The 25665-nt window shown below is 63.6% G+C and carries 19 protein-coding genes and 1 tRNA gene; 8 read left to right on the top strand and 12 right to left on the bottom strand.

The window, feature by feature from the left end:
• Nucleotides 1–168 precede the first annotated feature (168 nt).
• Nucleotides 169–477 carry a helix-turn-helix transcriptional regulator gene (locus tag AAFN84_RS01665; RefSeq protein ID WP_347512653.1) on the top strand — a complete coding sequence of 103 codons (309 nt, stop codon included), beginning with the start codon at nucleotides 169–171 and terminating at the stop codon, nucleotides 475–477.
• 45 nt (nucleotides 478–522) lie between these two features.
• On the opposite strand, the gene AAFN84_RS01670 is transcribed toward AAFN84_RS01665, so the two are convergent.
• From AAFN84_RS01670 to gpt, 5 genes are all read right to left on the bottom strand, one after another.
• Nucleotides 523–2913, bottom strand: coding sequence for a hypothetical protein (locus tag AAFN84_RS01670; protein WP_347512655.1), 2391 nt, complete (start codon nucleotides 2911–2913; stop codon nucleotides 523–525).
• A 312-nt stretch (nucleotides 2914–3225) separates the two neighbouring features.
• Nucleotides 3226–6990, bottom strand: a complete 3765-nt coding sequence (locus AAFN84_RS01675) for a vitamin B12-dependent ribonucleotide reductase (RefSeq protein ID WP_347512656.1) — start codon at nucleotides 6988–6990, stop codon at nucleotides 3226–3228.
• Nucleotides 6991–7631: 641 nt separating this feature from the next.
• The gene (locus tag AAFN84_RS01680; protein WP_347512658.1) at nucleotides 7632–9182 is read right to left on the bottom strand and encodes an inorganic phosphate transporter; all 1551 of its coding nucleotides are present in this window, start codon (nucleotides 9180–9182) and stop codon (nucleotides 7632–7634) included.
• A 103-nt stretch (nucleotides 9183–9285) separates the two neighbouring features.
• Nucleotides 9286–9780: an NUDIX hydrolase gene (locus AAFN84_RS01685; RefSeq protein WP_347512660.1), complete on the bottom strand. Its 495-nt coding sequence runs from the start codon at nucleotides 9778–9780 to the stop codon at nucleotides 9286–9288.
• 161 nt (nucleotides 9781–9941) lie between these two features.
• Entirely contained in the window at nucleotides 9942–10439 is a 498-nt protein-coding gene (gene gpt, locus AAFN84_RS01690; protein ID WP_347512661.1) for a xanthine phosphoribosyltransferase, read from the bottom strand.
• 278 nt (nucleotides 10440–10717) lie between these two features.
• Here gpt and AAFN84_RS01695 point away from each other — a divergent pair, with 278 nt between their 5' ends.
• A complete protein-coding gene (locus tag AAFN84_RS01695; protein WP_347512663.1) occupies nucleotides 10718–11443 on the top strand; it encodes a DNA helicase in 726 nt (241 codons plus the stop codon).
• On the opposite strand, the gene AAFN84_RS01700 is transcribed toward AAFN84_RS01695, so the two are convergent.
• Both AAFN84_RS01700 and AAFN84_RS01705 read right to left on the bottom strand, forming a co-directional pair.
• The gene (locus tag AAFN84_RS01700; protein ID WP_347512664.1) at nucleotides 11444–12283 is read right to left on the bottom strand and encodes a universal stress protein; all 840 of its coding nucleotides are present in this window, start codon (nucleotides 12281–12283) and stop codon (nucleotides 11444–11446) included. It lies immediately after the preceding gene.
• Nucleotides 12284–12440: 157 nt separating this feature from the next.
• The gene (locus tag AAFN84_RS01705) at nucleotides 12441–13184 is read right to left on the bottom strand and encodes a competence/damage-inducible protein A (RefSeq protein WP_347512666.1); all 744 of its coding nucleotides are present in this window, start codon (nucleotides 13182–13184) and stop codon (nucleotides 12441–12443) included.
• 123 nt (nucleotides 13185–13307) lie between these two features.
• Between AAFN84_RS01705 and AAFN84_RS01710 the strand changes: the two genes are divergently transcribed.
• Nucleotides 13308–14276 (top strand): alpha/beta fold hydrolase, encoded by a 969-nt coding sequence (locus AAFN84_RS01710; protein ID WP_347512667.1) that lies wholly within the window; start codon nucleotides 13308–13310, stop codon nucleotides 14274–14276.
• 9 nt (nucleotides 14277–14285) lie between these two features.
• Here the strand turns inward: AAFN84_RS01710 and AAFN84_RS01715 are convergent.
• Nucleotides 14286–14370, bottom strand: a tRNA-Leu gene (locus AAFN84_RS01715).
• A gap of 146 nt (nucleotides 14371–14516) precedes the next feature.
• On the opposite strand from AAFN84_RS01715, the gene ade reads away from it, so the two are divergent.
• Nucleotides 14517–16340 carry an adenine deaminase gene (ade, locus tag AAFN84_RS01720; protein ID WP_347512669.1) on the top strand — a complete coding sequence of 608 codons (1824 nt, stop codon included), beginning with the start codon at nucleotides 14517–14519 and terminating at the stop codon, nucleotides 16338–16340.
• Here ade and AAFN84_RS01725 read toward each other — a convergent pair.
• The 4 genes from AAFN84_RS01725 to AAFN84_RS01740 form a co-directional block, all read right to left on the bottom strand.
• Nucleotides 16330–17397: a histidine kinase dimerization/phosphoacceptor domain -containing protein gene (locus AAFN84_RS01725; protein ID WP_347512670.1), complete on the bottom strand. Its 1068-nt coding sequence runs from the start codon at nucleotides 17395–17397 to the stop codon at nucleotides 16330–16332. The two genes, ade and AAFN84_RS01725, sit on opposite strands and share 11 nt — an antisense overlap.
• On the bottom strand, nucleotides 17398–17841 hold the full coding sequence (locus AAFN84_RS01730) for a response regulator (RefSeq protein WP_347512671.1): 444 nt from the start codon (nucleotides 17839–17841) through the stop codon (nucleotides 17398–17400).
• A complete protein-coding gene (locus tag AAFN84_RS01735) occupies nucleotides 17838–19334 on the bottom strand; it encodes a CHASE3 domain-containing protein (protein WP_347512673.1) in 1497 nt (498 codons plus the stop codon). Before AAFN84_RS01735 ends, AAFN84_RS01730 begins: the two co-directional genes overlap by 4 nt.
• A gap of 157 nt (nucleotides 19335–19491) precedes the next feature.
• Nucleotides 19492–20652 (bottom strand): alpha/beta hydrolase, encoded by a 1161-nt coding sequence (locus tag AAFN84_RS01740; protein WP_347512675.1) that lies wholly within the window; start codon nucleotides 20650–20652, stop codon nucleotides 19492–19494.
• Nucleotides 20653–20767: 115 nt separating this feature from the next.
• Between AAFN84_RS01740 and ilvA the strand changes: the two genes are divergently transcribed.
• The 4 genes from ilvA to AAFN84_RS01760 all read left to right on the top strand — a co-directional run bounded on the left by ilvA (nucleotide 20768) and on the right by AAFN84_RS01760 (nucleotide 25601).
• Nucleotides 20768–22024, top strand: a complete 1257-nt coding sequence (ilvA, locus tag AAFN84_RS01745) for a threonine ammonia-lyase IlvA (RefSeq protein ID WP_347512677.1) — start codon at nucleotides 20768–20770, stop codon at nucleotides 22022–22024.
• Nucleotides 22021–22563 (top strand): DUF1697 domain-containing protein, encoded by a 543-nt coding sequence (locus tag AAFN84_RS01750; protein ID WP_347512678.1) that lies wholly within the window; start codon nucleotides 22021–22023, stop codon nucleotides 22561–22563. Before ilvA ends, AAFN84_RS01750 begins: the two co-directional genes overlap by 4 nt.
• A 325-nt stretch (nucleotides 22564–22888) precedes the next feature.
• Entirely contained in the window at nucleotides 22889–24286 is a 1398-nt protein-coding gene (locus tag AAFN84_RS01755; RefSeq protein WP_347512680.1) for a DEAD/DEAH box helicase, read from the top strand.
• 103 nt (nucleotides 24287–24389) lie between these two features.
• Nucleotides 24390–25601, top strand: a complete 1212-nt coding sequence (locus AAFN84_RS01760) for an MFS transporter (protein ID WP_347512682.1) — start codon at nucleotides 24390–24392, stop codon at nucleotides 25599–25601.
• Nucleotides 25602–25665 lie beyond the last annotated feature (64 nt).

Below are 25665 nucleotides of genomic sequence, written 5' to 3' on the forward strand. Positions count from 1 at the left end.
CGTCTACGAATCCTTGCGATTCGCCTGTCGACCAGGCGAAGACATACGGCGTCCGCACCGTGGGCGTCGAGGCGCCCACTGATATTTTTATGCGGATCCTGGGGCGCGGTTGTGCTCCACCGGCGCAAAGGACTGGAACGGATGAGGCCGGCTGGCTAGACAGGTGGCATGAAAGCTCCCTACCAACTCCTGCGCGCGGCAAGAGCGGCCCTCGGCATCGAGCATGTCATGCTTGCCAGGGAAGCAGGGGTCAGCAAGCGCACGCTGGTTCGCATCGAGACCCTTCGCAACGTCTCCGAGGAATCCCGAGGTGCGGTCCAGGCCGCGCTGGAGGCGCGAGGTGTGCAGTTCCTGGAGCCGCAGGACGGAAGCGGCCCGGGAATACGCGTGCCGGACGATCTCGCCCCGCCTGCGATTCGTCGACATGAGCCTGGCAAGCCCAAGCCGAAGGTGGGAAGACCACGATCCGAGGATTGAACCGAGGACCGGGTCGTCCCTCGGATCGCGAACTGGATCCTGGAATCAGGCCGCGTCCCAGACTTGGTTGAGGATGCGCGCGGCCAGTGCCGCCTTGTCCTGCGGCAGGAAGCGCCCGTAGTGCTTGGCCACCATGTCCGGCGTGTCCTGGATCGCGTAGCTGGCCTGCTCGTAAGAACCTGTCTTCTTCAGGATGTGCGTTGCCAGCACGTCGCGGACGTTGTGCGGACCGTGCGGCAGCAGCCCTTTGATCACGCCGCGCCCCGTATAGGGATTGTGGATGCCGTAGCGCTGGATGATCAGCCTCCAGGCCTCGAAGAAGGTGTTCTGGTCATAGGCTGCGGTCACACTGTTCTCCTTCATCGTCTTGACGAAGAAGGTACCCGGATCGTCCGCTCCCTTCAGGAGGCGCCCGCGGTGGTGGCTGACATAGGCATCGATGTGACGGTAGAGACCCCCGATGTCCGGCAGAACCAGACGAAACGGCTTGTCGCCGAAGTATGATGAATTGGCGTTCTTGAAGGCGACAGACGGGATAAACACCTCCCATCCCTGGTCCCGTTCGCTCCAGCGCAGTTCGCCCACCTTCATGTCCTCGAGCTGTCGCTCGGAGGTCGGCGTCCGCCCCCTGGGGCACAGCAGCAGCTGGCGCAGGTTCTTCTGGCGAAGGCCCGTGTGCAGCCCAAAGCGGATGATCAGGAAGGATCGTGTCGCTTCCGCGGCAGCGACCGGGTAGCGTCGCTCGTCGGGCATGATCCTCACGATCTCGTCGGCGATCTTCCTGTACTCGCCGACGGGGCTGTCTGCCTCCAGGATAGGCATGATCGCCTCGAACGGATTTCGGTGGACCTTCGCGACGCGTTGGATTTCCTTGACGCGCCCGGCACAGTGTTTCTGGCAGGTTTCGCATGCAGCGTTCCAGTCGGCCCGTGCTGCCGCAACCTGTGCCTCGGAGACCATGCCGGGGATGTGCTGGAGATGGGCGGCAAGGTCGGGACGCTGGCGAAGCCAGCCCGTCTCTGCGCGTGTCAGGGCAAGTGCGATGCGCAGCATGTCGACTTCCCAAGCCGTGTAGAAGCCGCGGCGCTTCTCGCGCCAGGTCAGATACCAGTCCCACACCGAAGGAAAGACCAGCATCGCGAAGGTGAGCGCCTCAAGCGGAATGCCCAGACCACGAACGGCACTGCGCTTCGGCGCGGCGAGTGCACCGAACAGCAGGCCGAAATGCTCAACCTTCTGGGCAGCCGTCTCTTCACCCCACACGCCGATCCGCTGGAAGCCGAACGTCGTGAGGGTGGCTGTCTTGAACTGCAGCAGTTCCGACATCTCGGTCCAGAGGCGGTATGGTGCGTCGACGGCGACGTTGGTGGCGCCTTCGAGGTCGTCATCGTCCGGATCGAGGTCGAGGCCCTGCCGATCGCGCGTGAGCGCGTCGACCGGAGCTGACCCGCCTTCCAGAACGCCCGGGAAGCGCACGCCGTAGCGATTGCGCAGAGCGAGCGCCTGGAAGCGACGATAGTCCGTCCCACCAGAAATGATGTTGTCCTGTACCCACTGGAGGATCTCTTCGCGCTCCTGGTGCGGCCGTCGGTCGAAATCGTCCGGCAGATGCCAGGCGATGCGACGCAGTTGCGAGGGCGTGATGTCGGTCGGCCGATGCCCGGAAGTGGCCCGCGCGGGATGGGCAAGCTTTGCCTTGAAGTAGTCTACGGGAAGTCGATACCGACGCTCGATGCGGCTGAGGATCTCGAAGCTCGACACAGACCGAGGCGCTCTGGTTCCCTGGATCCACGTGACGAAGGTCTTGTGGTCGAACCCCTCGGTGCCCCGCACGACGGCGCGGCGCAGTTGCCAAGCGCTGTCGCCGTGGCGGTCCATGTGAAGCTTGAAAGCTTCCGAGAACGTCTCCGGTTCTTCCCATTCCGTCCAGAGCGGTTCGGGAAACTCGATGATCGGCCTTGGCGCGGTTCCACGCCTGCGCCGAGGAGGAGATGCAGAACGCTGATCAGCCGCGCCATCGTCTGTCGCCGAGGGAACCGAAGCGGTCTTTCGTGGCCGTCCTCGCTTGCGCGGCGTATCGGTGGGCCGTCTCTCGGCCACGGTCTTATCGACGTCGCCCTTTCGCGAGGCAGCCTCCGCTGCAGGCTCGCGAGCCTTCGCTCGTGTCCCCAAGAACCGCGTGATGGCGTCGATACCCGGTTCGAGCACCCTACCGGCCGCTGCCAGCGCATCCGCACCCACGCCGCATGCAGCCGCGATCGCCTCCCAATCGGGATGGCCTCCTGTGCGAGGAGGCAGGGTCGTCTCGTTGATAAGGGTTCGAAGGTAGTTGCTCAGGCGCTCAAGGTCGCGAGGAGGAAGTACGGAAGCGCCGCGCTGGCGCAGGAACTGTTCGATCATGCGGGGGAAGGCCGCCCGCCTTGCACTGGTCGTCATCGTCGTCTCGTTTGAAAACAACGACCCTGTGCCGTTGCCGGCCCGCATCCCTAGCCGGCGGAAGCGTTGGCGTCACCGGCTAATCGGCAACGGTCGAGAGGGATGAAGGTAAGCGTCTGTCGTGCGGCTCTCAAAGCCCGCCTTCGGCAGGTCCAGGGAGCTTGGCATCGACGCATCGAGGCAACTTGATCCGGCGGGTGCCAAGCTGAAATCGCTGGCGGGGACGACGACCAGCTATTTGGTTAGCGCGTCGTCCCCGCCAGCTTCCGGATTAACTCCGCTCAAAAGTATGCCAATCTATCAGTTGGCATATCAGGAGCAGCCACTTGTACTTCCGCACGTGTCGCACTTTTCGCAGGTGCCGTTGCGGACCATCGTGAAGTTCTGGCACTCCGAGCAGGAATTGCCGGTGTAGCCCTGCATCATGGATTGCTGGCGGCGTTCAGCAGCGAGTGCCTTGGCGTCGGCGGCTTCGCGGGCGGCGGCGTCGGTGAACAGCGCTTCGGCCGGGCTCTCCTCCTCCACTGCGACTTCCTCGACGAACTCCTTGGCGCGCTCCTCATAGTCGCGCTTGAAGGCGGTCGCCGGCTGCTGGACCTCCGAGGAGAGCGGCTTAAGCGCCGTGACCGTGGCGGTGCCCGAGATCGCACGCACGTTGGAGGTGGACGCGCCCTTTGGCTCGGTGCCGGTCGAGGTCGTGCCGGAGACGACCTTGAGAGGAGACGCACCGCGGGTCAGGCCGCGCGAGAAAGGCAGAGCCTTGCCTTCATTGATGCCCTTGCCGAGCGCCGTGTTGGAGAAGTCGGACGTGTCGACATGGGCGAGGTCGCCGCGGGCGAGGTAGGACACCGCCAGTTCGCGGAACACGTAGTCGAGGATCGACGTGGCGTTCTTGATCGCGTCATTGCCCTGCACCATGCCGGCCGGCTCGAACTTGGTGAAGGTGAAGGCCTCCACGAACTCCTCCAGCGGCACGCCGTATTGCAGGCCGAGCGAGATGGCGATGGCGAAGTTGTTCATCATCGCGCGGAAGGCGGCACCTTCCTTGTGCATGTCGATGAAGATCTCGCCGAGGCGGCCATCGTCGAACTCGCCGGTGCGCAGGTAGACCTTGTGACCGCCGATGACGGCCTTCTGGGTGTAGCCCTTGCGGCGGTTCGGCAGTTTCTCGCGGTCGCGCACGACCTTCTCGATGATGCGCTCGATGATCTTTTCGGACACGGTGACGGCCTTGGCTGCCGCCGGTGCTGCCGCCAGTTCCTCCAGCATGTCTTCCGCATCGTCCTCGTCATCGGCGATGAGCGAGGCGTTGAGCGGCTGCGACAGCTTGGAACCGTCGCGGTAGAGCGCGTTGGCCTTGAGCGCCAGCTTCCACGACAGGAGATAGGCGTCCTTGCAGTTCTCGACCGTGGCGTCGTTGGCCATGTTGATGGTCTTGGAGATGGCGCCCGAGATGAAGGGCTGGGCGGCCGCCATCATGCGGATGTGGCTTTCGACCGAGAGGTAACGCTTGCCGATCTTGCCGCAGGGATTGGCGCAGTCGAACACCGGCAGGTGCTCGTCCTTCAGGTAAGGTGCCCCTTCGAGTGTCATCGCACCGCAGACATGGATGTTGGCCGCCTCGATCTCCTTCTTGGTGAAGCCCAGCGCAGGCAGAATCTCGAAGGAGAAGTCGTTCAACTGCTCGTCGGTGAAGCCGAAGGTCTCCTTCAGCCAGTCGGCGCCGAGCGTCCACTGGTTGAAGATGAACTTGATGTCGAAGGCGGAAGCGGTAGCTGCGTTGAGCGCCTCGATCTTCTCGTCGGTGAAGCCCTTGGCCTTGAGCGAGCCGGGGTTGACGCCGGGCGCCTGGTTCAAATTGCCGTGGCCGACGGCGTAGGCCTCGATCTCGGCAAGCTGCGCCTCGGTGTAGCCGAGCGAACGCAGGGCTTCCGGCACGGCGCGGTTGATGATCTTGAAGTAGCCGCCACCAGCGAGCTTCTTGAACTTCACCAGCGCGAAGTCGGGCTCGATGCCGGTGGTGTCGCAATCCATGACGAGGCCGATCGTGCCGGTCGGCGCGATGACGGTGGCCTGGGCGTTGCGGTAGCCATATTCGGCGCCGAGGTCGATCGCCTTGTCCCAGGCGGCACGGGCGTGCTCGACGAGTGCCGTCTGGCTGACATGGTCGGCATTGATCGGCACCGGAGAGACCGCCAGCTTCTCGTAGCCTTCGGTTTCGCCATAGGCCGCGCGGCGATGGTTGCGCATGACGCGCAGCATGTGAGGCGCGTTGGCGGGATATTCGGGGAAAGCGCCGAGTTCGCTCGCCATCTCGGCCGACGTCGCGTAGGCGACACCGGTCATGATCGCGGTGAGCGACGCGCAGATGCCGCGGCCCTCGTCGGAATCATAGGGGATGCCGGAGGTCATCAGCAGGCCGCCGATATTGGCGAAGCCGAGGCCGAGCGTGCGGTACTCGTAGGACAGCTTGGCGATCTTCCACGACGGGAACTGCGCCATCATCACCGAAATCTCGAGCACCATCGTCCAAAGGCGCACGGTATGCTCGTAGGCCTCGATGTCGATCGTGCCGTCGGTGTTGCGGTAGGTCAGAAGGTTGATCGAGGCGAGGTTGCACGCCGTGTCGTCGAGGAACATGTATTCCGAGCACGGGTTGGACGCGCGGATCGGGCCGGCGGCCGGGCAGGTGTGCCAGTCGTTCATCGTGGTGTTGAAGTGCAGGCCCGGATCGGCAGAGGCCCAGGCGGCGTAGCCGATCTTCTCCCACAGGTCGCGTGCCTTGAGGGTCTTGTGCACCTTGCCGTCGATACGGCGGATGAGGTTCCAGTCGCTGTCGTCCTCGACGGCGCGCAGGAAGTCGTCCTTGAGTGAGACGGAATTGTTGGAGTTCTGGCCGGAGACGGTCAGGTAGGCCTCGGAATCCCAGTCAGTGTCGTAGGTCTTGAATTCGAGCTGGGTGTAGCCCTGCCTGGCGAACTGGATGACGCGCTTGACGTAGTTCTCCGGCACGGAGTTTTTCTTGGCGGCACGGATTTCGCGCTTCAGCGCCGGGTTCTTGGCCGGGTCGAAGCAGTCGCCATTGTCGGCCTCGCAGTTGACGCAGGCCTTCATGATGGCGGCGAGGTGCTGCTTGACGATCTTGGAGCCGGTGACCAGGGCAGCGACCTTCTGCTCCTCGTTGACCTTCCAGTCGATGTAAGCCTCGATGTCGGGATGGTCTGCGTCGACAACGACCATCTTGGCGGCGCGGCGCGTGGTGCCGCCCGACTTGATGGCGCCTGCGGCGCGATCACCGATCTTGAGGAACGACATCAGACCTGACGACTTGCCGCCGCCCGAAAGCTTCTCGCCTTCGCCGCGCAGCATCGAGAAGTTCGAACCGGTGCCGGAGCCGTACTTGAACAGCCGCGCCTCACGTACCCAAAGGTCCATGATGCCGCCCTCGTTGACGAGGTCGTCGCCGACGGACTGGATGAAGCAGGCATGCGGCTGTGGATGTTCGTAGGCCGACGACGAGCGGGTGAGCTTGCCGGTGAAGGGGTCGACGTAATAGTGGCCCTGGCCGGGGCCGTCGATGCCGTACGCCCAGTGCAGGCCGGTGTTGAACCATTGCGGCGAGTTCGGCGCCACGCGCTGGGTGGCGAGCATGTAGGCAAGCTCGTCGCGGAAGGCGAGGGCGTCTTCCTCGGCCTTGAAGTAGCCGCCCTTCCAGCCCCAATAGGTCCAGGTGCCTGCAAGACGATCGAAAACCTGACGCGCGTCGGTCTCTGAGCCGTAACGTTCGTCTTCGGGCAACTCGGCAAGCGCGGCCTCGTCGGCCACCGAACGCCACAGGAAGGAGGGAACGTCGTTCTCCTCGACCTTCTTGAGACGCGCCGGGACGCCCGCCTTGCGGAAATATTTCTGGGCCAGAATGTCGGCGGCGACCTGGCTGAACTGCGCCGGCACGTCGATATCGGCCAGGCGGAACACGACCGATCCGTCGGGGTTCTTGATTTCGCTCGTCGCCTTGCGGAAATCGATCTCGGCATATGCCGTCTGGCCTGCCTTGGTGAAACGACGTTCGATGCGCATCTCTTTTCCCTTTAGTCCCTAAATATAGTGTCTTCGGACTGGAAACGCATCGCGTTCTCCACAGTCTCCTGACACAGTCCGCCGCATGCCGCCACGCCCTCTCGCAGCGACGCTATCGGCCCCGGTGCCTCAATGGTCCGAAACAAACCGGTCACGGTTCATTCGGCCCGCCAAACACCGCGGCCCATACTCTTCCTGACGCCTGATTGTGAATTCAGTCGGCAAATCAACGCTGCCGAGGCTTCACATTATCTGGTGCTGATGGTGGCTGCAAACACTAAATATAGTCTTAACAGATGATTTACGCCACATCGAGCATCGCGTCTGCGTCATGGCAACAGGTGGCGCCAAAAGCGCGTCAGCGGACCGCCATGACCTGCGGCCAGCCCCCTCGAACACATACAAAACTGGAAAAACGGCCACGATACGGAGTTCGTCGACCACGTCCCCGAAGGACGCATGGCCCATAAAAGGCGACTCGTCCGACATGGTCAAGAACTCGTTTATTTATGTTTTATGACCCCAATATCTTGTGTGCATGAATGTGGATAGCGGGGAGAAGAAACGGCCGGAAAATCTGCGCGATCGCCCCAAATTGCGGGCCGGAGCAGCCAGCGGCGGCTTGTCCACATGCCGTTGCGTCAGGCCAAGGCGTCGAGCAGAAGATAGGTCATTGCGGCCAGCAGCGCGGAGGCCGGCACGGTCGTGACCCACGCGGCAGCGATCGTCGTGACGTGGGCTCGGCGCACCAGCTTGCGGCGCGCGATCTCTTCACGCGAGATCGGCGGGCCATCGCTTTCGAGGTCGTCGCTCTGGACAGGTTTCTCGGGCGAGGTCTCACGCGCGGCGCGCGCACGGCTTGCCTTGCGTTCCATGTAGGCCCGGCGGCGTGACGAATTCGCCGTGTACCACTCGCGAAAGAAGCCGACGCCGAAGACGGCGCCAACCGCGATATGGGTGGAACTGACCGGGAGGCCGAACCAGGAGGCGACGATTACGGTGATCGCGGCGGAAAGCGCGACGCAGAATGCGCGCATCGGATTCAGCTTGGTGATCTGCTCGCCGACCATGCGAATCAGCTTGGGGCCGAAGAGGACAAGTCCCAGCGAAATGCCGACGGCTCCGATCGCCATGACCCAAAGAGGCACACCTACCGCGCCGCCGAAGCCGCCGCCGCTTGCGGCCTGAACGATCGCGGCGAGCGGGCCGACCGCGTTGGCGACATCGTTGGCCCCATGGGCGAAGGAAAGCAGGGCCGCCGAGCAGATGAGCGGCAGGTTGAACAGCTTGCGCAGCGACTGGTTGCGGTTCTCCATGCCATGCGACAGACGCCGGACTCGGATGTGGCTCCAGCCCCAGGCCAGCGCGAAGCTCCCAATCCCAAGCAGTGCGATCTGAAACCCGGACAAGTGGACCACGCGCCTCAGCCCTTTGGTGGCCAGGTATGCGGCAAACGCGCCCGCCATGATCGCCACCAGCAGCGGCACCCAGCGCCGCGCTGCAGAGATCTTGTCGTCCTGATAGATGATGGCCGACTTGACGAAGGCGAGGAACAGCGCCGCGATCACGCCGCCGAGGAGGGGAGATATCACCCAGCTCGCCGCGATGCCGCTGAGCATACCCCAGTTGACCACGGAAATACCGGCGGCAGTGGCGCCGGCGCCGACCACGCCGCCGACGACAGCGTGCGTGGTGGACACCGGGGCGCCGATCCACGTGGCGAGGTTGACCCACAGGGCGGATGAAATCAGCGCCGCCATCATCAGCCGGATGAAGTCCGATGAGTTGCTCATCGCGGCGGGATCGACGATACCGCGGGCAACGGTGTTCATCACCTCGCCGCCGGCAATCAGGGCGCCAGCGCTCTCGAAGATGGCTGCGATCGCCAGCGCGCCACCCATGGTGAGCGCCTTTGCGCCGACGGCGGGGCCGACATTGTTGGCGACGTCGTTGGCGCCGATGTTCAACGCCATGTAACCGCCGATCGCGGCGGCTGCGATGATGATGACGGCGCGTGGTTCACCTAGCGCGAACAAGGCTGCGATGACCGCAGATAGCGCAAGAAACAGCAGGGCGAGACCCGGCGCCACCAGTCCACGCGCGACGAAGCTCGTTGCTTCCTCGACGACGACCAGCTTGTCGAGGTCCTTGTCGAGCGTGTCCTTGCGTGTGTCGGGGGCGAATTCCGTCATCGTCATTCCTGAATGGGCACCGTGTCCGGACGGGACACGACTTCAGGGAACCGCTTAGGAAAGCTGGTGCGTGTTAACAACCCGGCTCCGCGCTTCCGCGTGCCTAGGCGGCATATTTCCGTGGATTAACGCCGAATCCGGCGATCAGCTCTGCCAGATCAGGTTCGGCGACGAGTTCCGCGGCATCCTGCGGCGCGAACCAGCGCCGCGTGCGCTTCTTTCTCTCGGGCCACTTTTCGGCGACGGTGTCGACTTCCATGGGATAAACATGGACTTCGCAGCGCCACTCCATGCCGGAGGGCAGTACCTTGCTGTAGTAGAAGCAGCCAAGCCCCGAGCTCGATATGGCGCCGGAAACGCCTGCTTCCTCCGCCGCTTCGCGTGCCGCGGCTTCATAGGGCCGTTCGCGCTTTTCGGGCCAGCCCTTGGGCACGACCCAGCGTCCCGTGCCGCGGCTGGTGACCAGCAGCACCTCGAATTCACCGTTCTCAGCGCGCCGCCATGGCAACGCGGCAACCTGCACCCGGCATGGCAGACCGCCGAAGAAGCGCCGGATGCGCTCCGTCAACTGTTTGCGCCTGCGATGGGTGATGAACATGATTCGAAACCTGCCTGTAATTCGTTTGCCGTCTCACCAATATTCGCGCACGGTGACCGGAAATAAAGGGCTTAGATAGGAAATTTACCTGCAAAATGCAAAAAAGGCGTCAACGGGAGACGCCTTCGCAAGTCCTGCGCAAGCTTCAGCCGCTGATTCTCTCAGCCGCGATGATCTTCGGCGATCGGCTTCTGGTAGGTGAAGCCGAGATCCCAGGGGAAATAGATCCAGGTATCCTGCGACACCTCGGTGATGAAGGTGTCGATCATCGGCCGGCCCTTGGGCTTCGCATACACCGCGGCGAAATGCGCCTTCGGCATCATCGCCCGCACGATGGCCGCAGTCTTTCCGGTATCGGTCAGGTCGTCGACGATCAGGACGTCGGCGCCGTCGTTTTCCAGCAGCGAGGGCGTGATTTCCTTGAGGACCTTCAACTCTCCCTGCTCGGTATAATCGTGATAGGAGGCGACACAGACCGTCTCGATCAGCCGGATGCCGAGTTCGCGCGAAATGATCGCCGCCGGCACGAGACCGCCGCGCGTGATGCAGACGATGGCCTTCCACTCGCCGTTGACGCCAGCCAGACGCCAGGCGAGCGCGCGGGCGTCGCGATGGAACTGGTCCCAGGAAACGGGAAATGCCTTTTCGGGAAGGGACATCGGGCGCACTCCGGCTGCTCGGGGGGAATGCAGCCGGAATTAGCCGGAATCCGGCCTGATTGGCAAGTGGCGATGGATCGTGTGGGCAACGATCGCCTGCGGTGCCCGTCTGTTCAATCCCGAGCCTGTTGGTCTATGATGTGATTTCGGTGCCGCCCGCGCCGCCCTCCCTCCGCCGGGAAAGCACTCCTCGTGCCGGGTTACTTCGATCAGCCGACTGTTCGGGCACCACGCATAAGGAGGGGTTGCATGATCCGCCCGCATCAGGAGGTACAATCATGCATCTGTCCGCGCCGATCTATCGGCTGAAGCGCCAGGCGAGGCTGCTCGCACGCCACGAACGCATACCGCTTCACCATGCGCTCGACCGCGTCGCCGCTGGCGAGGGGTTCTCGAGTTGGAGCCTGCTTGCGGCGAAATCATCCGAGGCCGGGCCGGAAAAATCCCTGTTCGAGCGGCTCAGTCCGGGCGATCTGCTGCTGGTTGCTGCCCGCCCGGGGCAAGGCAAGACCTTGCTGAGCCTGGGGCTGGCTATCGAGGCGATCCGGTCAGGCAGGCGCAGCGCGTTCTTCTCGCTCGAATATACCGAAGTCGACATTCTGTCGCGCTTCGAGGCTCTCGGCGTCGATCCGGTGCGCCACGCCGACAGCTTTACATTCGACCGCTCCGACGACATCAGCGGCGACTACATGATCGAGAAACTGTCGACGGAGCCGCGGGGCACGCTCGTCGTGATCGATTATCTGCAACTGCTCGATCAGCGACGAGACAAGCCGCCGGTGGCCGAGCAGCTCGGTCGCCTGAAGTCCCATGCAAAGTTGACCGGCCATGTACTGGTGTTCATCTCGCAGATCGACAGGCGCTACGATCCCGGTGCCAAATCGGTGCCGGATGTCGATGACCTGCGCATGCCGAATGCATTCGACGTGTCGCTGTTCGACATGTTCTGCTTTCTGCATGCCGGCACCGTCCATGTGCATCAAGCGCGTGGGCAGCCCGCGTGATCAGCGCGCCATAAGCGTCGCCACCGGCATGGACTGGAGCAGTGAACGGGTGGCGCCGCCAAAGAAGAACTCCTTGAGCCATGACTGGCTGTAGGCGCCCATCACCAGCAGGTCGGCTCCGGTCTCGGAGATGCGGTTTTCGATCGCCTCCGCCGCGCCGATGCCGCCCGAAGCCTGGCTCGCCACGGTGACGTTTGCGCCATGGCGGGACAGGGCGGTGGCGATGTCGGCGCCGGCAACCGCGGCGTCCTGCATGCTGTTGTCGGGCGCGTCGATCGAAAGGATCTCGGTCTGCTCGGCGGCAACAATGAAGGGCAGGGCATCGAACGTGGCGCGGGCTGCCTGCTGGGTGCCGTTCCATGCAACCAGCACCTTCTTGAAGCCGCTGCTGACCGGCATCGCATAGGGCACGAAAAGCACCGGACGACCGCTTTCGAACAGCAACGCTTCCAAGTTGGCAGAAGAACCGGCTTCGCCATCCGGGTCGGTCTGCTGGGCGATAACGAGGTCGCTGGTGCGCGCCGCAGTCAGTGCGCTCACGGCGCTGTCACCCGACACGTTCTGCATCGCCTGCCATTCGTGCGACACGCCCTCCCGGGCCGCGCGCGCTTCGAACAGGGCCTGGATTTCGCCACTGCGCTTTTCGTTGATCTCGGAACTCGTGGCGATGAAATCGGTGTCGGGGAAGCCCATCGGCGTGACATAGGGCAGCGGGATCGCCTCGGCATGGACGCCGATGAGATGTGCGTCGAAGCGCGTCGCCAGCGGCAAAGCGCAGTCGAGCACGCGCTCGGCTTCGTGTTTTCCCTGGAGGACGGCGAGCAGCGTCTTGTAACTCATGATAGCCTCCGATGCGTGATCGCGGCGTTCCACCGCGCTGAATTAACTTGCAGTGGGGCTGGCCGGTTCCGGTTCGATGCCGCCAGGTTTGGATCACAAAACGCCCCAAAGGAAAAATGGGGCACGCGAACGGCCGGCGCAAGCCGTCGCCTTCCGATCAGTCGGGTTTGGGTCCCAGACCGTCGACCATCGCCTGGACGGCGGCTGCCGCCTCGTCGAGCACCTCCTGCGAGCGGGCGCGGACCACCAGTTCGGTCCAGAACGCGCCGTCGAGATATTTGGGATATGACCCGATGATCGTGTCGGGGAACGCCTTCTGGATCTCGCCCAGCGGACCGCCGATGGTTCCCTCTCCGAACGGGCAGTGCACGGTCGCGGAAAGCAGCTTCTGTCCCGTCTTCAAGCCGGGCACGACATTGTCGAGCATGGCCTGGAAGATGGCGGGCACGCCCGCCATGACGTAGACGTTTCCGATGTTGAATCCGGGCGCCAGCGATACCGGATTGTCGATGTGGGTGGCACCACGCGGCATGCGCGCCATGCGCTTGCGGGCCTCTGTGAACTCGATGCCGCGCGCGGCGTAGTGCGCTTCGAGCATCGCATAGGCGCGTTCGTCATAGTCGCACGGCACGCCGAACGCCTTCGAGACCGAATCGGCGGTGATGTCGTCGTGGGTAGGGCCAATGCCGCCGGTGGTGAAGAGATAGGTGGTGTGCGCCCGCAGGGCGTTGACGGCCGCGACGATCTCGTCCTCGTCGTCGGGCACGATGCGGACCTCCTTGAGGTCGATGCCGATCGCAGTCATCACGTCGGCCAGATGGCCGATATTCTTGTCCTTGGTGCGCCCCGACAGGATCTCGTCGCCGATGACGATCATGGAAGCGGTGATGATGTCGGCCATGGAAGCAACTCCGGATGCGGGAACCGACGCATAGCGCCGCGCGAAGCATGCGGCAATCCCGGTTGCCATTGCCGGATGCAGGGTTACAGTGGCGCATACGCCTCGCCTTTCACAAGGACCCCCATGCTCTACGTCATTTTCGGTGTTGCCGTTGCCCTCGTCGCTGCGGCGCTGCTCGTCGCCGCCTATCTGGCGCATGTGACGCGGCGGATCGCCAGGCGCGCCGAGAAGGCCGTGCCAGCGATGGGAAAATTCGTGGATATCAACGGCAACCGCATTCACTACGTGGAACGGGGCGAGGGGCGGCCCATCCTGATGATCCACGGGCTGGGCGGAACGCTGCATCACCTGAGGCGTCCGCTGATGGAATCGTTCGGCGACGGATACAGATTGATCGCGATCGACCGCGCCGGCTCCGGCTATTCCATGGCGGCTCCGGGTTTCGGCGGCACGCTCGCCGAGCAGGCGCGGCAGGTCGCGGGCGTCATCGCGGCTCTGGGACTCGAGAAGCCGCTGCTTGTCGGTCATTCACTCGGCGGCGCGGTTGCGCTGGCGACCGCGCTCGACCATCCAGACAAGATATCGGGCCTGGCGCTGATATCGCCGCTGACGCGGTTCGAACCTCAACTGCCGGCAGAATTCAAGCCTCTGGCGATCGAATCGCCACTGCGACGGCGGCTTGTCGCCCACACCATCGCGGTTCCTATGTCGGTGAAGAACGCACCGATGGTGCTCGACCGCGTGTTCGGGCCGCAACAGCCGCCGGAGGATTATGCCGTTGCGGGCGGCGCGATGGTGAGCCTGCGGCCGCAGCATTTTTATGCGACCTCGACCGACCTTGTGGGCAGCAGGCGCGACCTTGCGCAGTACGAGGCGCGCTATGCCGAATTGTCGATGCCGGTCGGCATCCTGTTCGGCACGGAGGACCGGGTGCTCGATTATCAGCGCCAGGGCGTCGCCATGACCGAGCGGATCGCCGGGCTCGACCTGGAGATCGTCGACGGCGTAGGCCACATGCCGCAATTCGCTGTGACCGACCGCGTCGTCGCATTCATCCGGCGTATCGCCGAGCGGGCCTTTACCCTCGCCTGACGGGTCTACTGGTGCGGGCGGCGGGGATCGAACCCGCATGACCGAGGCCGAGGGATTTTAAGTCCCTTGCGTCTACCAATTCCGCCACGCCCGCACGGACATCGCTTTTCGAATTTCTCGCTGACGCCGTCAACGAAGGTTTTCGCGTTGCGGCGCTTCTTTGCCGCTTTCGCAGTGCAATGAGGCATTGCCTCGCGCCGATGCACGGTGGCACATTCGGGCAAAAGGAGTCCTGCCGACATGCCGACCACCGTCAAGTCTGTGTTTTCCCGACCCAAGCCGTGGACGGCGGTCGCACCGCACCTGGTCGATGTGGCGACGGGGCGCAAGCCGGCCGACCTCGTGGTACGCAACGGCCGTTGGGTCAACGTGCATTCGGGCGAGATCATTCCCGGCACTGACATCGCCATCGCCGAAGGACGCTTCGCCTTTTGCGGGCCAGATGCCTCGCACGCGATCGGTGCGGGGACGAAGGTCGTCGATGCGGGCGGCCGCTATCTGGTACCGGGCCTGTGCGACGGACACATGCATGTCGAGAGCGGCATGGTGACCGTCACCGAATTCGTCCGCGCAGTCGTTCCGCACGGCACCACGTCGATGTTCATCGATCCGCACGAGATCGCCAACGTTCTCGGCCTGGAAGGCGTGAGGCTGATGCATGACGAGGCGCTGGCGATGCCGATCAACGTGCATGTGCAGATGCCGTCCTGCGTGCCGTCCGCGCCCGGGCTGGAAAATGCCGGCGCCGTGCTGACGGCCGACGACGTGGCCGAGGCGATGACTTGGGAAAACATCGTCGGCCTTGGCGAGGTGATGAACTTTCCGGGCGTCACCGCCAACGATCCGCTGATGGTCGCCGAGATCGCCGCAACGGTGAAGGCCGGCAAGACGGTCGGCGGGCACTATGCCTCGCGCGACCTGGGGCTTGCGTTTCACGGCTATGTCGCGGGCGGGCCGGAGGACGATCACGAAGGCACGGCCATGGAGGACGCGATCGCACGCGTGCGCCAGGGCATGAAGGCGATGCTTCGGCTCGGCTCCGCCTGGTACGATGTCGCCAGCCAGATCAAGGCGGTCACTGAGCAAGGGCTCGACCCGCGCAACTTTATCCTGTGCACCGATGACAGCCACTCCGGCACGCTGGTGCAGGAGGGGCACATGGATCGCGTCGTGCGCCATGCGATCGCGCAGGGCCTTTCGCCGATCATCGCGATCCAGATGGCGACGATCAACACCGCGCAGCATTTCCGTCTCGAACGCGAGCTCGGGTCGATCGCGCCGGGCCGGCTCGCGGATTTTCTTGTCGTTTCCGATCTCGCTGCACTGACGATCGACGAGGTTTACGGACGTGGTGTCAGGTTGGCCAAGGCAGGGCGGCTGGAAGCCGACGTGCCGCCATACGACTATCCGGCGGCGGTCAAGAAAACGGTCAAGCTCGGCAAGACGATTTCCGCGGAAGACTTCGACATCGGCGCGCCGGAAGGCGCCAACGAGGCCAGGGTCAGGGTGATCGGCGTGATCGAGAACCAGGCGCCGACGCGCGCGCTGGAAGCCGATCTCGGTGTCGAGGACGGGCTGGTCGTGATGGACCGCGAAAACGACGTTTGCCAGATCGCGCTGGTGGAGCGCCACCGTGGCACCGGTGGGGTGACCAACGGGTTCGTGTCGGGTTTCGGCTATGTGAAGGACTGCGCGCTCGCCTCGACGGTGGCGCATGATTCGCATCACATGATCGTCGTCGGCACCAACAAGCGCGACATGGCGCTTGCCGCCAATCGTCTCGGCGAAGTCGGCGGTGGTGTGGTGCTGTTCTCGCAGGGCAAGGAAATTGCGCTGGTGGAGATGCCGATCGCCGGCCTGATGTCGGACGAGCGCGCGGAGGTCGTCGCCGAAAAGGCCGCGAAACTGACGGCTGCCATGCGCGACATGGGCTGCTCGCTCAACAACGCCTACATGCAGCACTCGCTGCTGGCGCTGGTGGTGATCCCCGAATTGCGCATCTCGGACGTCGGCATCATCGACGTGACGCGATTCGAGAAGGTCGACCTGTTCGTCAAGGAGTAGGCTGGCTCCGGGGTTCTTCGGCCATGGGGAGTTCCAGCATGGTACGCGTACCGCTCCTGCCATCGCCATAGGCGATGCTGGTGCCCAATTGCGTCGCCATGGCGGATACAATGCGGGTGCCGAGCCCGGTGCCCTTGGCAACGCCTGTGCCGTCCCAGCCGACGCCGTCGTCCTCTACGATCAGCGTAGCAACGCCATTGCCTGCCCTGCGCATCACGACGCGCACTTCGCCGGACACGTCCGGCGGGTAGGCGTATTTGTAGGCGTTGGTCAGCAATTCGGTGACGATCATGCCGACGGACACCGCCTTGTCGGTCGGGACGATCACTGGGTCCAGCTCCAGCCTCACGCGCGACGGATGGCCCGATGCGCGCATCGAGGTATCCAGTTCCTCAACCAGCGTTGCGAGGTAGGAATCGAGCGACACCGAGCGCACGTCGTCGGACGTGTAGAGGCGGCGATGGAGGCCGGCGATGGCGGATATACGCGCCTGCGTTTCGGTCAGGGCATCCTTTGCAGCCGGATCGGAGATTGCGGAGGACTGCATGCGAACCAGCGCAGCGACCAGGGCGAGGCTGTTTGCAACGCGGTGGTTAACCTCGGCCAGCAAGATTTCGGCGCGATCTCGCGCTGCCCGTACTTCCTGCTCCGCAACGTCCTTCAGGCGCTGGAGCCGCGCCTTTTCGATCGCCTGTTCGATGGCGCTGACGAGAAGGACGATGAATTCTTCGCCGACCGTCTTGAGCACGTAATCGGCGGCGCCAGCCTTGAGGGCTTCAACCGCAACGGTGGGCTCCTGGGAGCCGGTAACATACACCACGGGCGGGGCTGGCGACTGCTCGTAGAGGGTCGCGAGCACGCCCAGTCCCGTACCGGAATCGAGAAAATGGTCGAGCACCACGACGTCGATGCCGCCCGCTGCGATCCGGTCGAGGCCAGCCTGAGCGTCGCCGGCATGCTCGTAGACATAGCCGCGCCGCGTCAAGGCTTTCTCGACGAGGCGCGCCAGCGCGGCGTCGTCGTCTATCTGCAGGACTGTGTAGACCCGGTTCGGCACTCAATCGGTCTCCGGAACCTGCATTACCGAGAAGAACAGCCCGAGCTGGCGTATCGCGTTGGCGAAGCTCTCATAGTCGACAGGCTTGGTGATGTAGACGTTTGCGCCGAGGTCGTAGCAGCGCTGGATCTCGCGCTCGTCGTCCGTCGTGGTCAGGACCACGACCGGCGAACGGCGGGTATGGGGATTGTTCTTGACCTTCTCGAGGATCGCGACGCCGGTCATGTCCGGAAGGTTGAGGTCCAGCAGGACGAGAAGCTGGCGACGCGCGCTTTCCTCACCGGAACCATCCTTGCCCAGCAGATAGGCCAAGGCGTCGGTTCCATTGGTGAACGGCATGATCTCGTTGCTCACGCCGGCGCGTCGAATGTTCTTCTCGATGAGGCGGGCATGCCCCTCATCATCCTCGATCATGATGATCGTCACGGGTTTTGCTGAGTTCATGTGATGGTACTCCTGGTAACGGTCCTGACGTCGAGCGGCAGGATGACGGAGAAGGTCGTGCCCTCGCCGAGGATCGAGTTCATTGTGATGTCGCCGCCAAGACTGCGGGCGAGCGTGCGTACATGTGCGAGGCCGATGCCTTCTCCGGGCTGATCCTGCTGGCCGGCGCGGCGAAACAGGTCGAAGACGCGCTGATGGTCTTCCGCCGCGATGCCGCGGCCGTTGTCGGTAATGTCGATGCGCAGTTGCCGGCCCGCGGCCTTCTTCACCGAGATGGCGATTTCCAGCGGCCGGTCCGTCGCGCGGTATTTGACCGCGTTGTCGAGCAGGTTGCCGACGATCTGCTCGAGCGAAAACCGGTCGGAAACGATGGTGGGCACGTCGATCGACAGTGACGTCTCGCCATCGGCGTCGGTGACCTGATGCTGCACGGAGGCGAGATTGGTCTCGAGCAAGGATTTCAGATCGATGGTTTCCGGCTTGACTGGCCGCTTTCCGTCCCGTGAAATCTTCAGGATAGCGTTGATCAGGCCGTCCATCTTGCGTGTCGAGGAGCGTATGAAACCGATCGCCTCAGGCAGGTCTTCCGAGGCGGCGACGCGCGCCTCCTGGATTTCCTGCGGACTCAACGGATCGCCATCGCTCAGGACATAGGCCTGTATCGATTTCATCGTCTCGTCGAGTTCGCTGGTGAAGCCCATGATGTTCACCAAGGGCGCGCGCAGGTCGTGGGTGACAATGTACGCAAAGCGCTGCACTTCCTCGTTGGCGCGCATAAGATCCTGGGTGCGCTCGCTGACGCGGGCCTCCAGCCCGGCGTTTAGCGCCTCTACTTCGCTTCGCGCGCTGAGGATTTCGCGGGTATAGGTCACAGCCGTCCATACGGAGCCGCCGACGACAGAAATGATGACGAGACCGCCCAGGATCGCGGTCCAGCGGAGCAAGACGGCGCTGGCGCGCTGGTCTTCCACGCCTTCGTTCAGTCGGCGGTCAGCGGCATTGATAACGCCGTCGAAGAGCAGCCTGGCCTGATCCATGATCTCCTTGCCGCGATCGGTGCTGACGATGGCGATCGCCTCGTCGCGCCGACCTTCGCGCGCGAGGCGTATCGTCTCCTTCATTTCAGATAGTTTGAGGTCGATACCCTCGCGCAATTGGCGCATAGGCTCGGTTGCCTGCGGATAGGGTTCGAGAATCCTGGCAAGCCGCTCGTAGGACGGGATTATGCGCGCGGCGGATTCGTTGAAGGGGTCCAGATATGGCTCGTCGAGGGTCAGCAGATAGCCGCGCTGCCCTATTTCCGCGTCCTGCATGACGTAGCGCAAATCCACTACGGCTGCTCTTGCTTCGCGGGCCTCGACGACTTCATCGAAATAGACCTGTGTGCGTTCGACGAGCCAGAGCGTCGTACCGACGATCGCGATCAGTGCCACGAGGCCGACGATCAGCAAGATCGCACTGGTCCGCATGAAACTCGTCTGGGTAATTGGCATTGGTGCTCGCGAAAAAACCTAAAAGGCTTCCATGGCTGAATCCAACCATGCACGCCATTAAAAAAAGACATAGAAAACGACGAAATGTCGTTTTTATGAGGTGCCAGTGTCGCAAAGGCTGCAGGCCGTACGGGCGATGAACGTTGAGTGCAGGTATCTAGCGCCCGACAGCGATGCTGATCACCTCGATTGGCGTGGTTATAATGATTTCGGCGGCGCTGCCGAGGGTCTGGCCGATTCCGCGCGTCAACTGCTCGACCCTGCGCGTGATGTCGTCGCCGCTCTCGCCGAACGTGTCGCCCTCGTTCAACCGGTCGCCAAGCAACTGCACGAGAACCGGATTGTCGGCGAAGCGGGCATGGTTGAGCCTGTCGCCGCTTGTCAGGCCCGAGACGTCGACCACGATCACGCCAAGGCTCGCGAGGTCGTCGTCGCGATCGTAGTCGCCGACACGTGGGCGGTTTCCGGCAATGATCGAAGACACCAACAGCGCCCGGTCATCGCGCGAAAGCAGCACGAAGAAGGGTCGCTCCGGCCGGCCGATGCGCTGCAACTGACTCTTGAACACGTCGACGTCGATGTCGGGAGACGCCAGCACAACGTCGCCGAGCAGCGACGCGACGTCTTGCTCCTGGGCGATGGCGACCTGGCGCAGCGCTTCCATCGTCAGCCAGTTACCCATCGAATGGGCGACGATGTCGATGCGCGTGGCACCGTTCTGGCGGAGCACGCGTAGCGTCCGTTCGAGGCCATCGCGGGCGATGGTGGCGGAGTTGTTGTCGTAGATGTAGTCGACGGTCCGGCCGGTTGATGCCCAGGAAAACAGGACCGGGGTGCCCTTGTAGCCGGAGTCGTGAACCATCTGCGCGGCGCGATAGACGGAGCCGTCGAACGGTGTGCGGTAGCCATGGACAAAGATGAGCGCGCGGCCATTGGTGCTGGCGAGGCGTTCACGCAGAGCGGTCTCGAAATCACCTTCATCCGGGAAGACAGCGATCTCGCCGGCCGCGAAATGCTTTGCAGCGTCCCGCCGCGTGCCACGGCGCGGTTGCTCAAGCATGCCTGGCACGTGAACGCGCGGGATGGTGACGTCGACGCGGGCAAACGAGAGCCCGTCGCCTCGCCTGCCGCTGAAGACCTCGCCAGGCACGTCGGCCTTCTCGCGGGTGGTTGCCACGAGGATGCGATGCGTTGCTGCGATGGCCGCGGGCTCGGCGACGGAGACGTCCAGAAGGTCGTGTGACCTGCCGCCAGCGCATGCGGCCGTGAACAGCGCGATCAGAAAAAGCGCAACGATCCTGTTGCCCGACGAAACCAAAATACTACTCCCGTGCACGCCATGCCCTGGCAGCGGCAGGATCGAATGGTCGGGCTCGACAGTGGCCTTGGCGGCATGATTGTGCAATAGCGCGTAAAACGGATGGAGCCTTGTGATGGCAGGATTTGCACGGGCCGTTGCCCACGCGGCACAGTCGATGCGGGTGCTGTTTCCCGAGACGCCGCTGCAGGAGAACGACTATCTCTCGCGCAAGACCGGCGCGCGGATTTTCCTCAAGCGCGAAGACCTTTCGCCGGTGCGTTCCTACAAGATTCGCGGTGCGCTGAACTTCTTCACCAAGGCACTGGCGCGCGGGGAGCGGGCGGAGGTGTTCGTCTGCGCATCGGCGGGAAACCACGCGCAGGGCTTTGCTTTCGTGTGCCGGCATCTCGGGCGCAAGGGCGTGATCTTCATGCCGGTGACCACACCGCAGCAGAAGATCGACAAGACGCGCATGTTCGGCGGAGATGCCGTCGAGATACGCCTCGTCGGCGATTTCTTCGATGACTGCTACCGTGCTGCGCAGGACTTTGCCGAAGCCAGCGGCGGCCAGATGGTGCCGCCCTTTGACCACAAGGACATCATCGAGGGGCAGGCGAGCGTCGGCCACGAGATCATGGAGCAGATGCCTGACGGGATCGTCCCGGACTTGATGATCCTTCCGGTCGGTGGCGGTGGCCTGTCGGCGGGCGTGACCCGGTACTTTCAGGATGTGCAGGCGCCGACGCGCTTCGTCTTCGTCGAGCCGGCGGGTGCGCCGAGCCTGAAACAGAGCCTGATTGCCGGACGCAGGCTCAGGCTCGAGAGGGTCGACAATTTCGTCGACGGCGCCGCTGTCGCCGAGATCGGCAAGGAGAATTTCCGGCTGCTGAAGCATTTCGAGGAAAGCCAAGTGCGGCTCGTGCCGGAAAACAGGCTGTGCGCCACGATGGTCGAGATGCTCAACGTCGAGGGTATCGTGCTGGAGCCGGCCGGCGCGCTGGCGATCGACGCGCTCAAGGATTTCCCGCGCAAGGAGATTAAGGGAAAGAGGGTCGTGCTCGTGGTCTCCGGCGGCAATTTCGACTTCGAGCGCCTGCCGGACGTCAAGGAGCGGGCGCTTCGATACGAAGGCCTGAAGAAGTATTTCATCTTCCGCTTTCCCCAGCGTCCCGGCGCACTGCGCGACTTCCTCGACCTGCTCGGCCCTGACGACGACATCGCGCGGTTCGAATATCTCAAGAAGTCGGCACGCAATTTCGGCTCGGTGCTGATCGGCATCGAGACCCGTGACGCCAAGAACTTCGACATCCTGCGCAAGCGGTTCGCGGAAGGCGGCTGGGCCTATCAGGACATCACCGAGAACGAGGTGCTCGCAGGGCTGATCATATGAGCGACACCGTCTTCATCCTGCTGTTTCGAGGCGTCGGCGGAAAGACGCAGCTTCCGACGAAGCCGCTGCGCGAAAAACTGGGCGAAGCCGGGTTCGACAAGGTCGCGACCTACATCAACAGCGGCAATGCCATCGTGCGGACATCGCTTGGCCGTGAGCAGGTCGTCGACCGTGTGGCGGATCTCTGCGCCAAGGAATTCGGCTTCGAAAAGCCGATATATGCGGTGTCCCGGGCGGAGTGGATGGACGTCATCGCGAACAATCCGTTCCCTGACGCCGTGGAGCTGGGCAACCTGTTGCATGCGGCGTGGCTTGCCGAGGAACCGAAACCCGGCGCGGTGGAAACGCTACGCACGTTCGCAAAGGGAGGCGAGCGCGTCGCCGTGGTCGGCAACGCCGCCTATCTGCATACACCCAACGGCTTCGGGCGCTCCAAGCTCGCCGAGAAATTCGACACGGGCATCGGCGTGCCCAACACCGCGCGCAACTGGAACACCGTGCTGAAACTCGCGGAACTCGCGAAGGCGGTTGACGGTTAGGGCACCTGTTGCGCTGCACAAGAATTCGGTTGCTTTCCGGTGCGAACTGCCCCATATGCGAGCAACGAGGCGCATGGGCCGGGTCTGCCGGCTTTCCATTGAAACGGACTGGTTGCGTCTGGCTTCTCCTTTACCAAGCCAAGAGCGATGGTGGACGGAGAAGTGGTCCCGCTGCACGTGTGCGCGGGCACGACAGCGCAGCCGAGCGGACCTGAGGTCCGCCGCCTTGTCGTCCATACATGAATTCAAAGCGGCAGGTTGCGCCTTGCCGCAGACCCCGTTTGCGATCAGGCAATGTCCTTGGATCGCGGAAGAGAAGATTATTTTGACAAACGAAAACACCGCCAAGGCAGTCGATACCGCCGCTCTCGATGGCTTCGAAGCACTCGGAATCACCGGACCGCTGCTCAAGGCAACTCATACCGCCGGATTTACCGAGCCGAAGCCGATCCAGCTTCAGGCGATCCCGGCACAGCTTACCGGACGCGACATCTTCGGCATCGCACAGACCGGTTCCGGCAAGACCGCCGCCTTCAGCCTGCCGATCCTGTCGCATGTCATGGCCATCGGCAGCAAGCGCGTGCCGAAGACCTGCCGTGCGCTGATCCTCGCGCCGACGCGCGAACTCGCCGTGCAGATCGAAGAGACGATCCGCACGCTGGCCAAGGGCCTGCACATCTCCACGGCGCTCGTGCTGGGCGGCGTCTCCCGCTTCTCGCAGGTCAAGAAGATGGGCCCGGGCGTCGATATCCTTATCGCTACGCCCGGCCGGCTCACCGACCTGGTGCGCGAAGGCGATATAAGCTTGACTGAGACGCGTTGGCTGGTTCTGGACGAAGCGGACCGGATGCTCGACATGGGCTTCATCAACGACGTGCGCCGCATTGCAAAGGCGACGCATCGCGATCGCCAGACGGCGCTCTTCTCGGCAACCATGCCGAACGAGATCGCCCAGCTCGCCGCGACCCTTCTGAAGGAGCCGCTGCGCGTTGAAGTCGCCCCTCAGGGCACCGCCGCAGGCGAAATCACGCAAAGCGTGGTGATGGCCCGCACCAAGCAGAAGCGCAAGATCCTGTCCGAGATGCTCGCCGACGAGGCAATGAAGTCGGTCATCATCTTCTCGCGCACCAAGCATGGCGCCGACCGGGTGACCAAGGACCTCGACCGCGACGGCTTCCAGGCAGCGGTGATCCACGGCAACAAGTCGCAGAACGCACGCCAGAAGGCGCTGACCGATTTCCGTGATGGCAAGGTGCGCATTCTGGTCGCCACCGACATCGCCGCGCGTGGCATCGACGTTCCCGGCATCTCGCATGTCGTCAACTTCGACCTGCCGGACGAGGCGGAGAGCTACGTTCACCGCATCGGGCGCACGGGCCGCAACGGGGCGGACGGCATTGCCATCACGCTGTGCGATCCGTCCGAGAACTCCAAGCTGCGGCAGGTCGAGCGCATCATCCGCTCCAAGCTGACCATCGCTGCATCCCATCTCGACCAGCCCGATCCCGCGCCGGTCAAGCGCGATCCGTCGGCACCGCGTTCGTCCGCGGCCAATGACGACCGCAACACGAGTGACGGGAATGAGCGCCGCAACCAGGGCAAGCCGAAGCGTTTCGGCGGCAAGCCTTCCGGCAACCGCAGCTTTGCTGCTGCTGGCAAGCCGGGCGGCAACAAGCCGTTCCGTGGTCGCCGCAAGCCGCAGGGCGGTCGCCAGGCGGCATAAGGGTCAGCCTGACTGGCCCAATTGCACGGGTGCCCGTGATCGACTAAGCCAATTCCCGGCGGCGTGAAGACCGCTCAATGAAAAACGACGTCGGGAAACGCTCATGGCCGGTATGGCGGCACTCGCGATCGCCTATGTGCTTTCGCAATTCTACCGTTCGTTCCTGGCGGTGCTCACCCCTTCGCTGATCAGCGAACTGGGCGCCACCAAGGCGGAACTCTCGGTCGCATCGGGGGCGTGGTTCATCGCCTTCGCCTTTGCGCAGTTTATCGTTGGCGTGTCCCTCGACCGGTACGGTCCCAAGCGGACGGCAGCGGTCCTGCTCGCCGTATGCGGCGGCGGTGGCGCACTGCTTTTCGCCACGGCCACGCAGCCATGGATGGTCACCGCGGCGATGACGCTGATCGGCATAGGCTGCGCGCCGGTGCTGATGGCTTCCGTCTTCATCTTTGCCCGTACGCATTCGCCGGCGCGGCTCGCGATACTGGTGTCGTCAATGGTCGGCCTCGGCTCGTTCGGCAACGTCATCGGCGCGTCGCCGCTGGCATCGGCTGCCGAAGCCTTCGGCTGGCGGCCCGTCATGCTGGCTCTGGGGGTGTTGACGATCGCAACTGCAGGCGCGGTGATGCTCTTCGTCCGCGACCCAGAGCGCCAGGGCGACGGTAGCGGTGACGGATTCGCAGGCTATCTCGAACTGTTCAAGATCAGGGTGCTGTGGCCGATCCTGCCGCTGGTCGCGATCAACTATGCGGCTGCCGCCGGCATTAGGGGGCTTTGGGCGGGACCCTATCTCGCCGACGTCTACGGTGCGGACGCCATTGCGATCGGCCAGGTTACCTTGTTCATGGCGCTGTCGATGGTTGCCGGCAGCCTGATCTACGGCCCGCTCGACATGTTCTTCGGGACGCGCAAATGGGTGGCCATGGTGGGCAATGCGCTGGGACTGGTGGCGATTGTCTTCCTGGCGATGAACCCGGCATCCGACCTGTTCATGACCACCGTCATCTTCGTCGTCATCGGGCTCACTGGCGGCAGCTACGGGCTGTTGATGGCCCATGGTCGCGCCTTCCTGCCGACGCATCTGACAGGGCGCGGCGTGACGATGCTGAACTTCTTCTCGATAGGCGGGGTCGGCGTCATGCAATTCGCTACGGGAGGGGTCGTCACCTCCTATGCCGATTCCACCCGTCCCGCCGCTTCGTACGAGGCGCTGTTCTGGTTTTATGCGCTGATGCTGTCGATTTCCCTCGTCATCTACCTGGCGGCGCGCGACGCGAGGCCGGAACGCAGCGATGCCAGCGCGACGGAAGCTTGAACGGCATTGCGCGATAATGCGCAACAGCGGAAAAAGCGTGCTTGAAAGGCCGGGCCGGCGTTTC

This window comes from Mesorhizobium sp. CAU 1741 (assembly GCF_039839275.1).
GTDB lineage: Bacteria > Pseudomonadota > Alphaproteobacteria > Rhizobiales > Rhizobiaceae > Aerobium.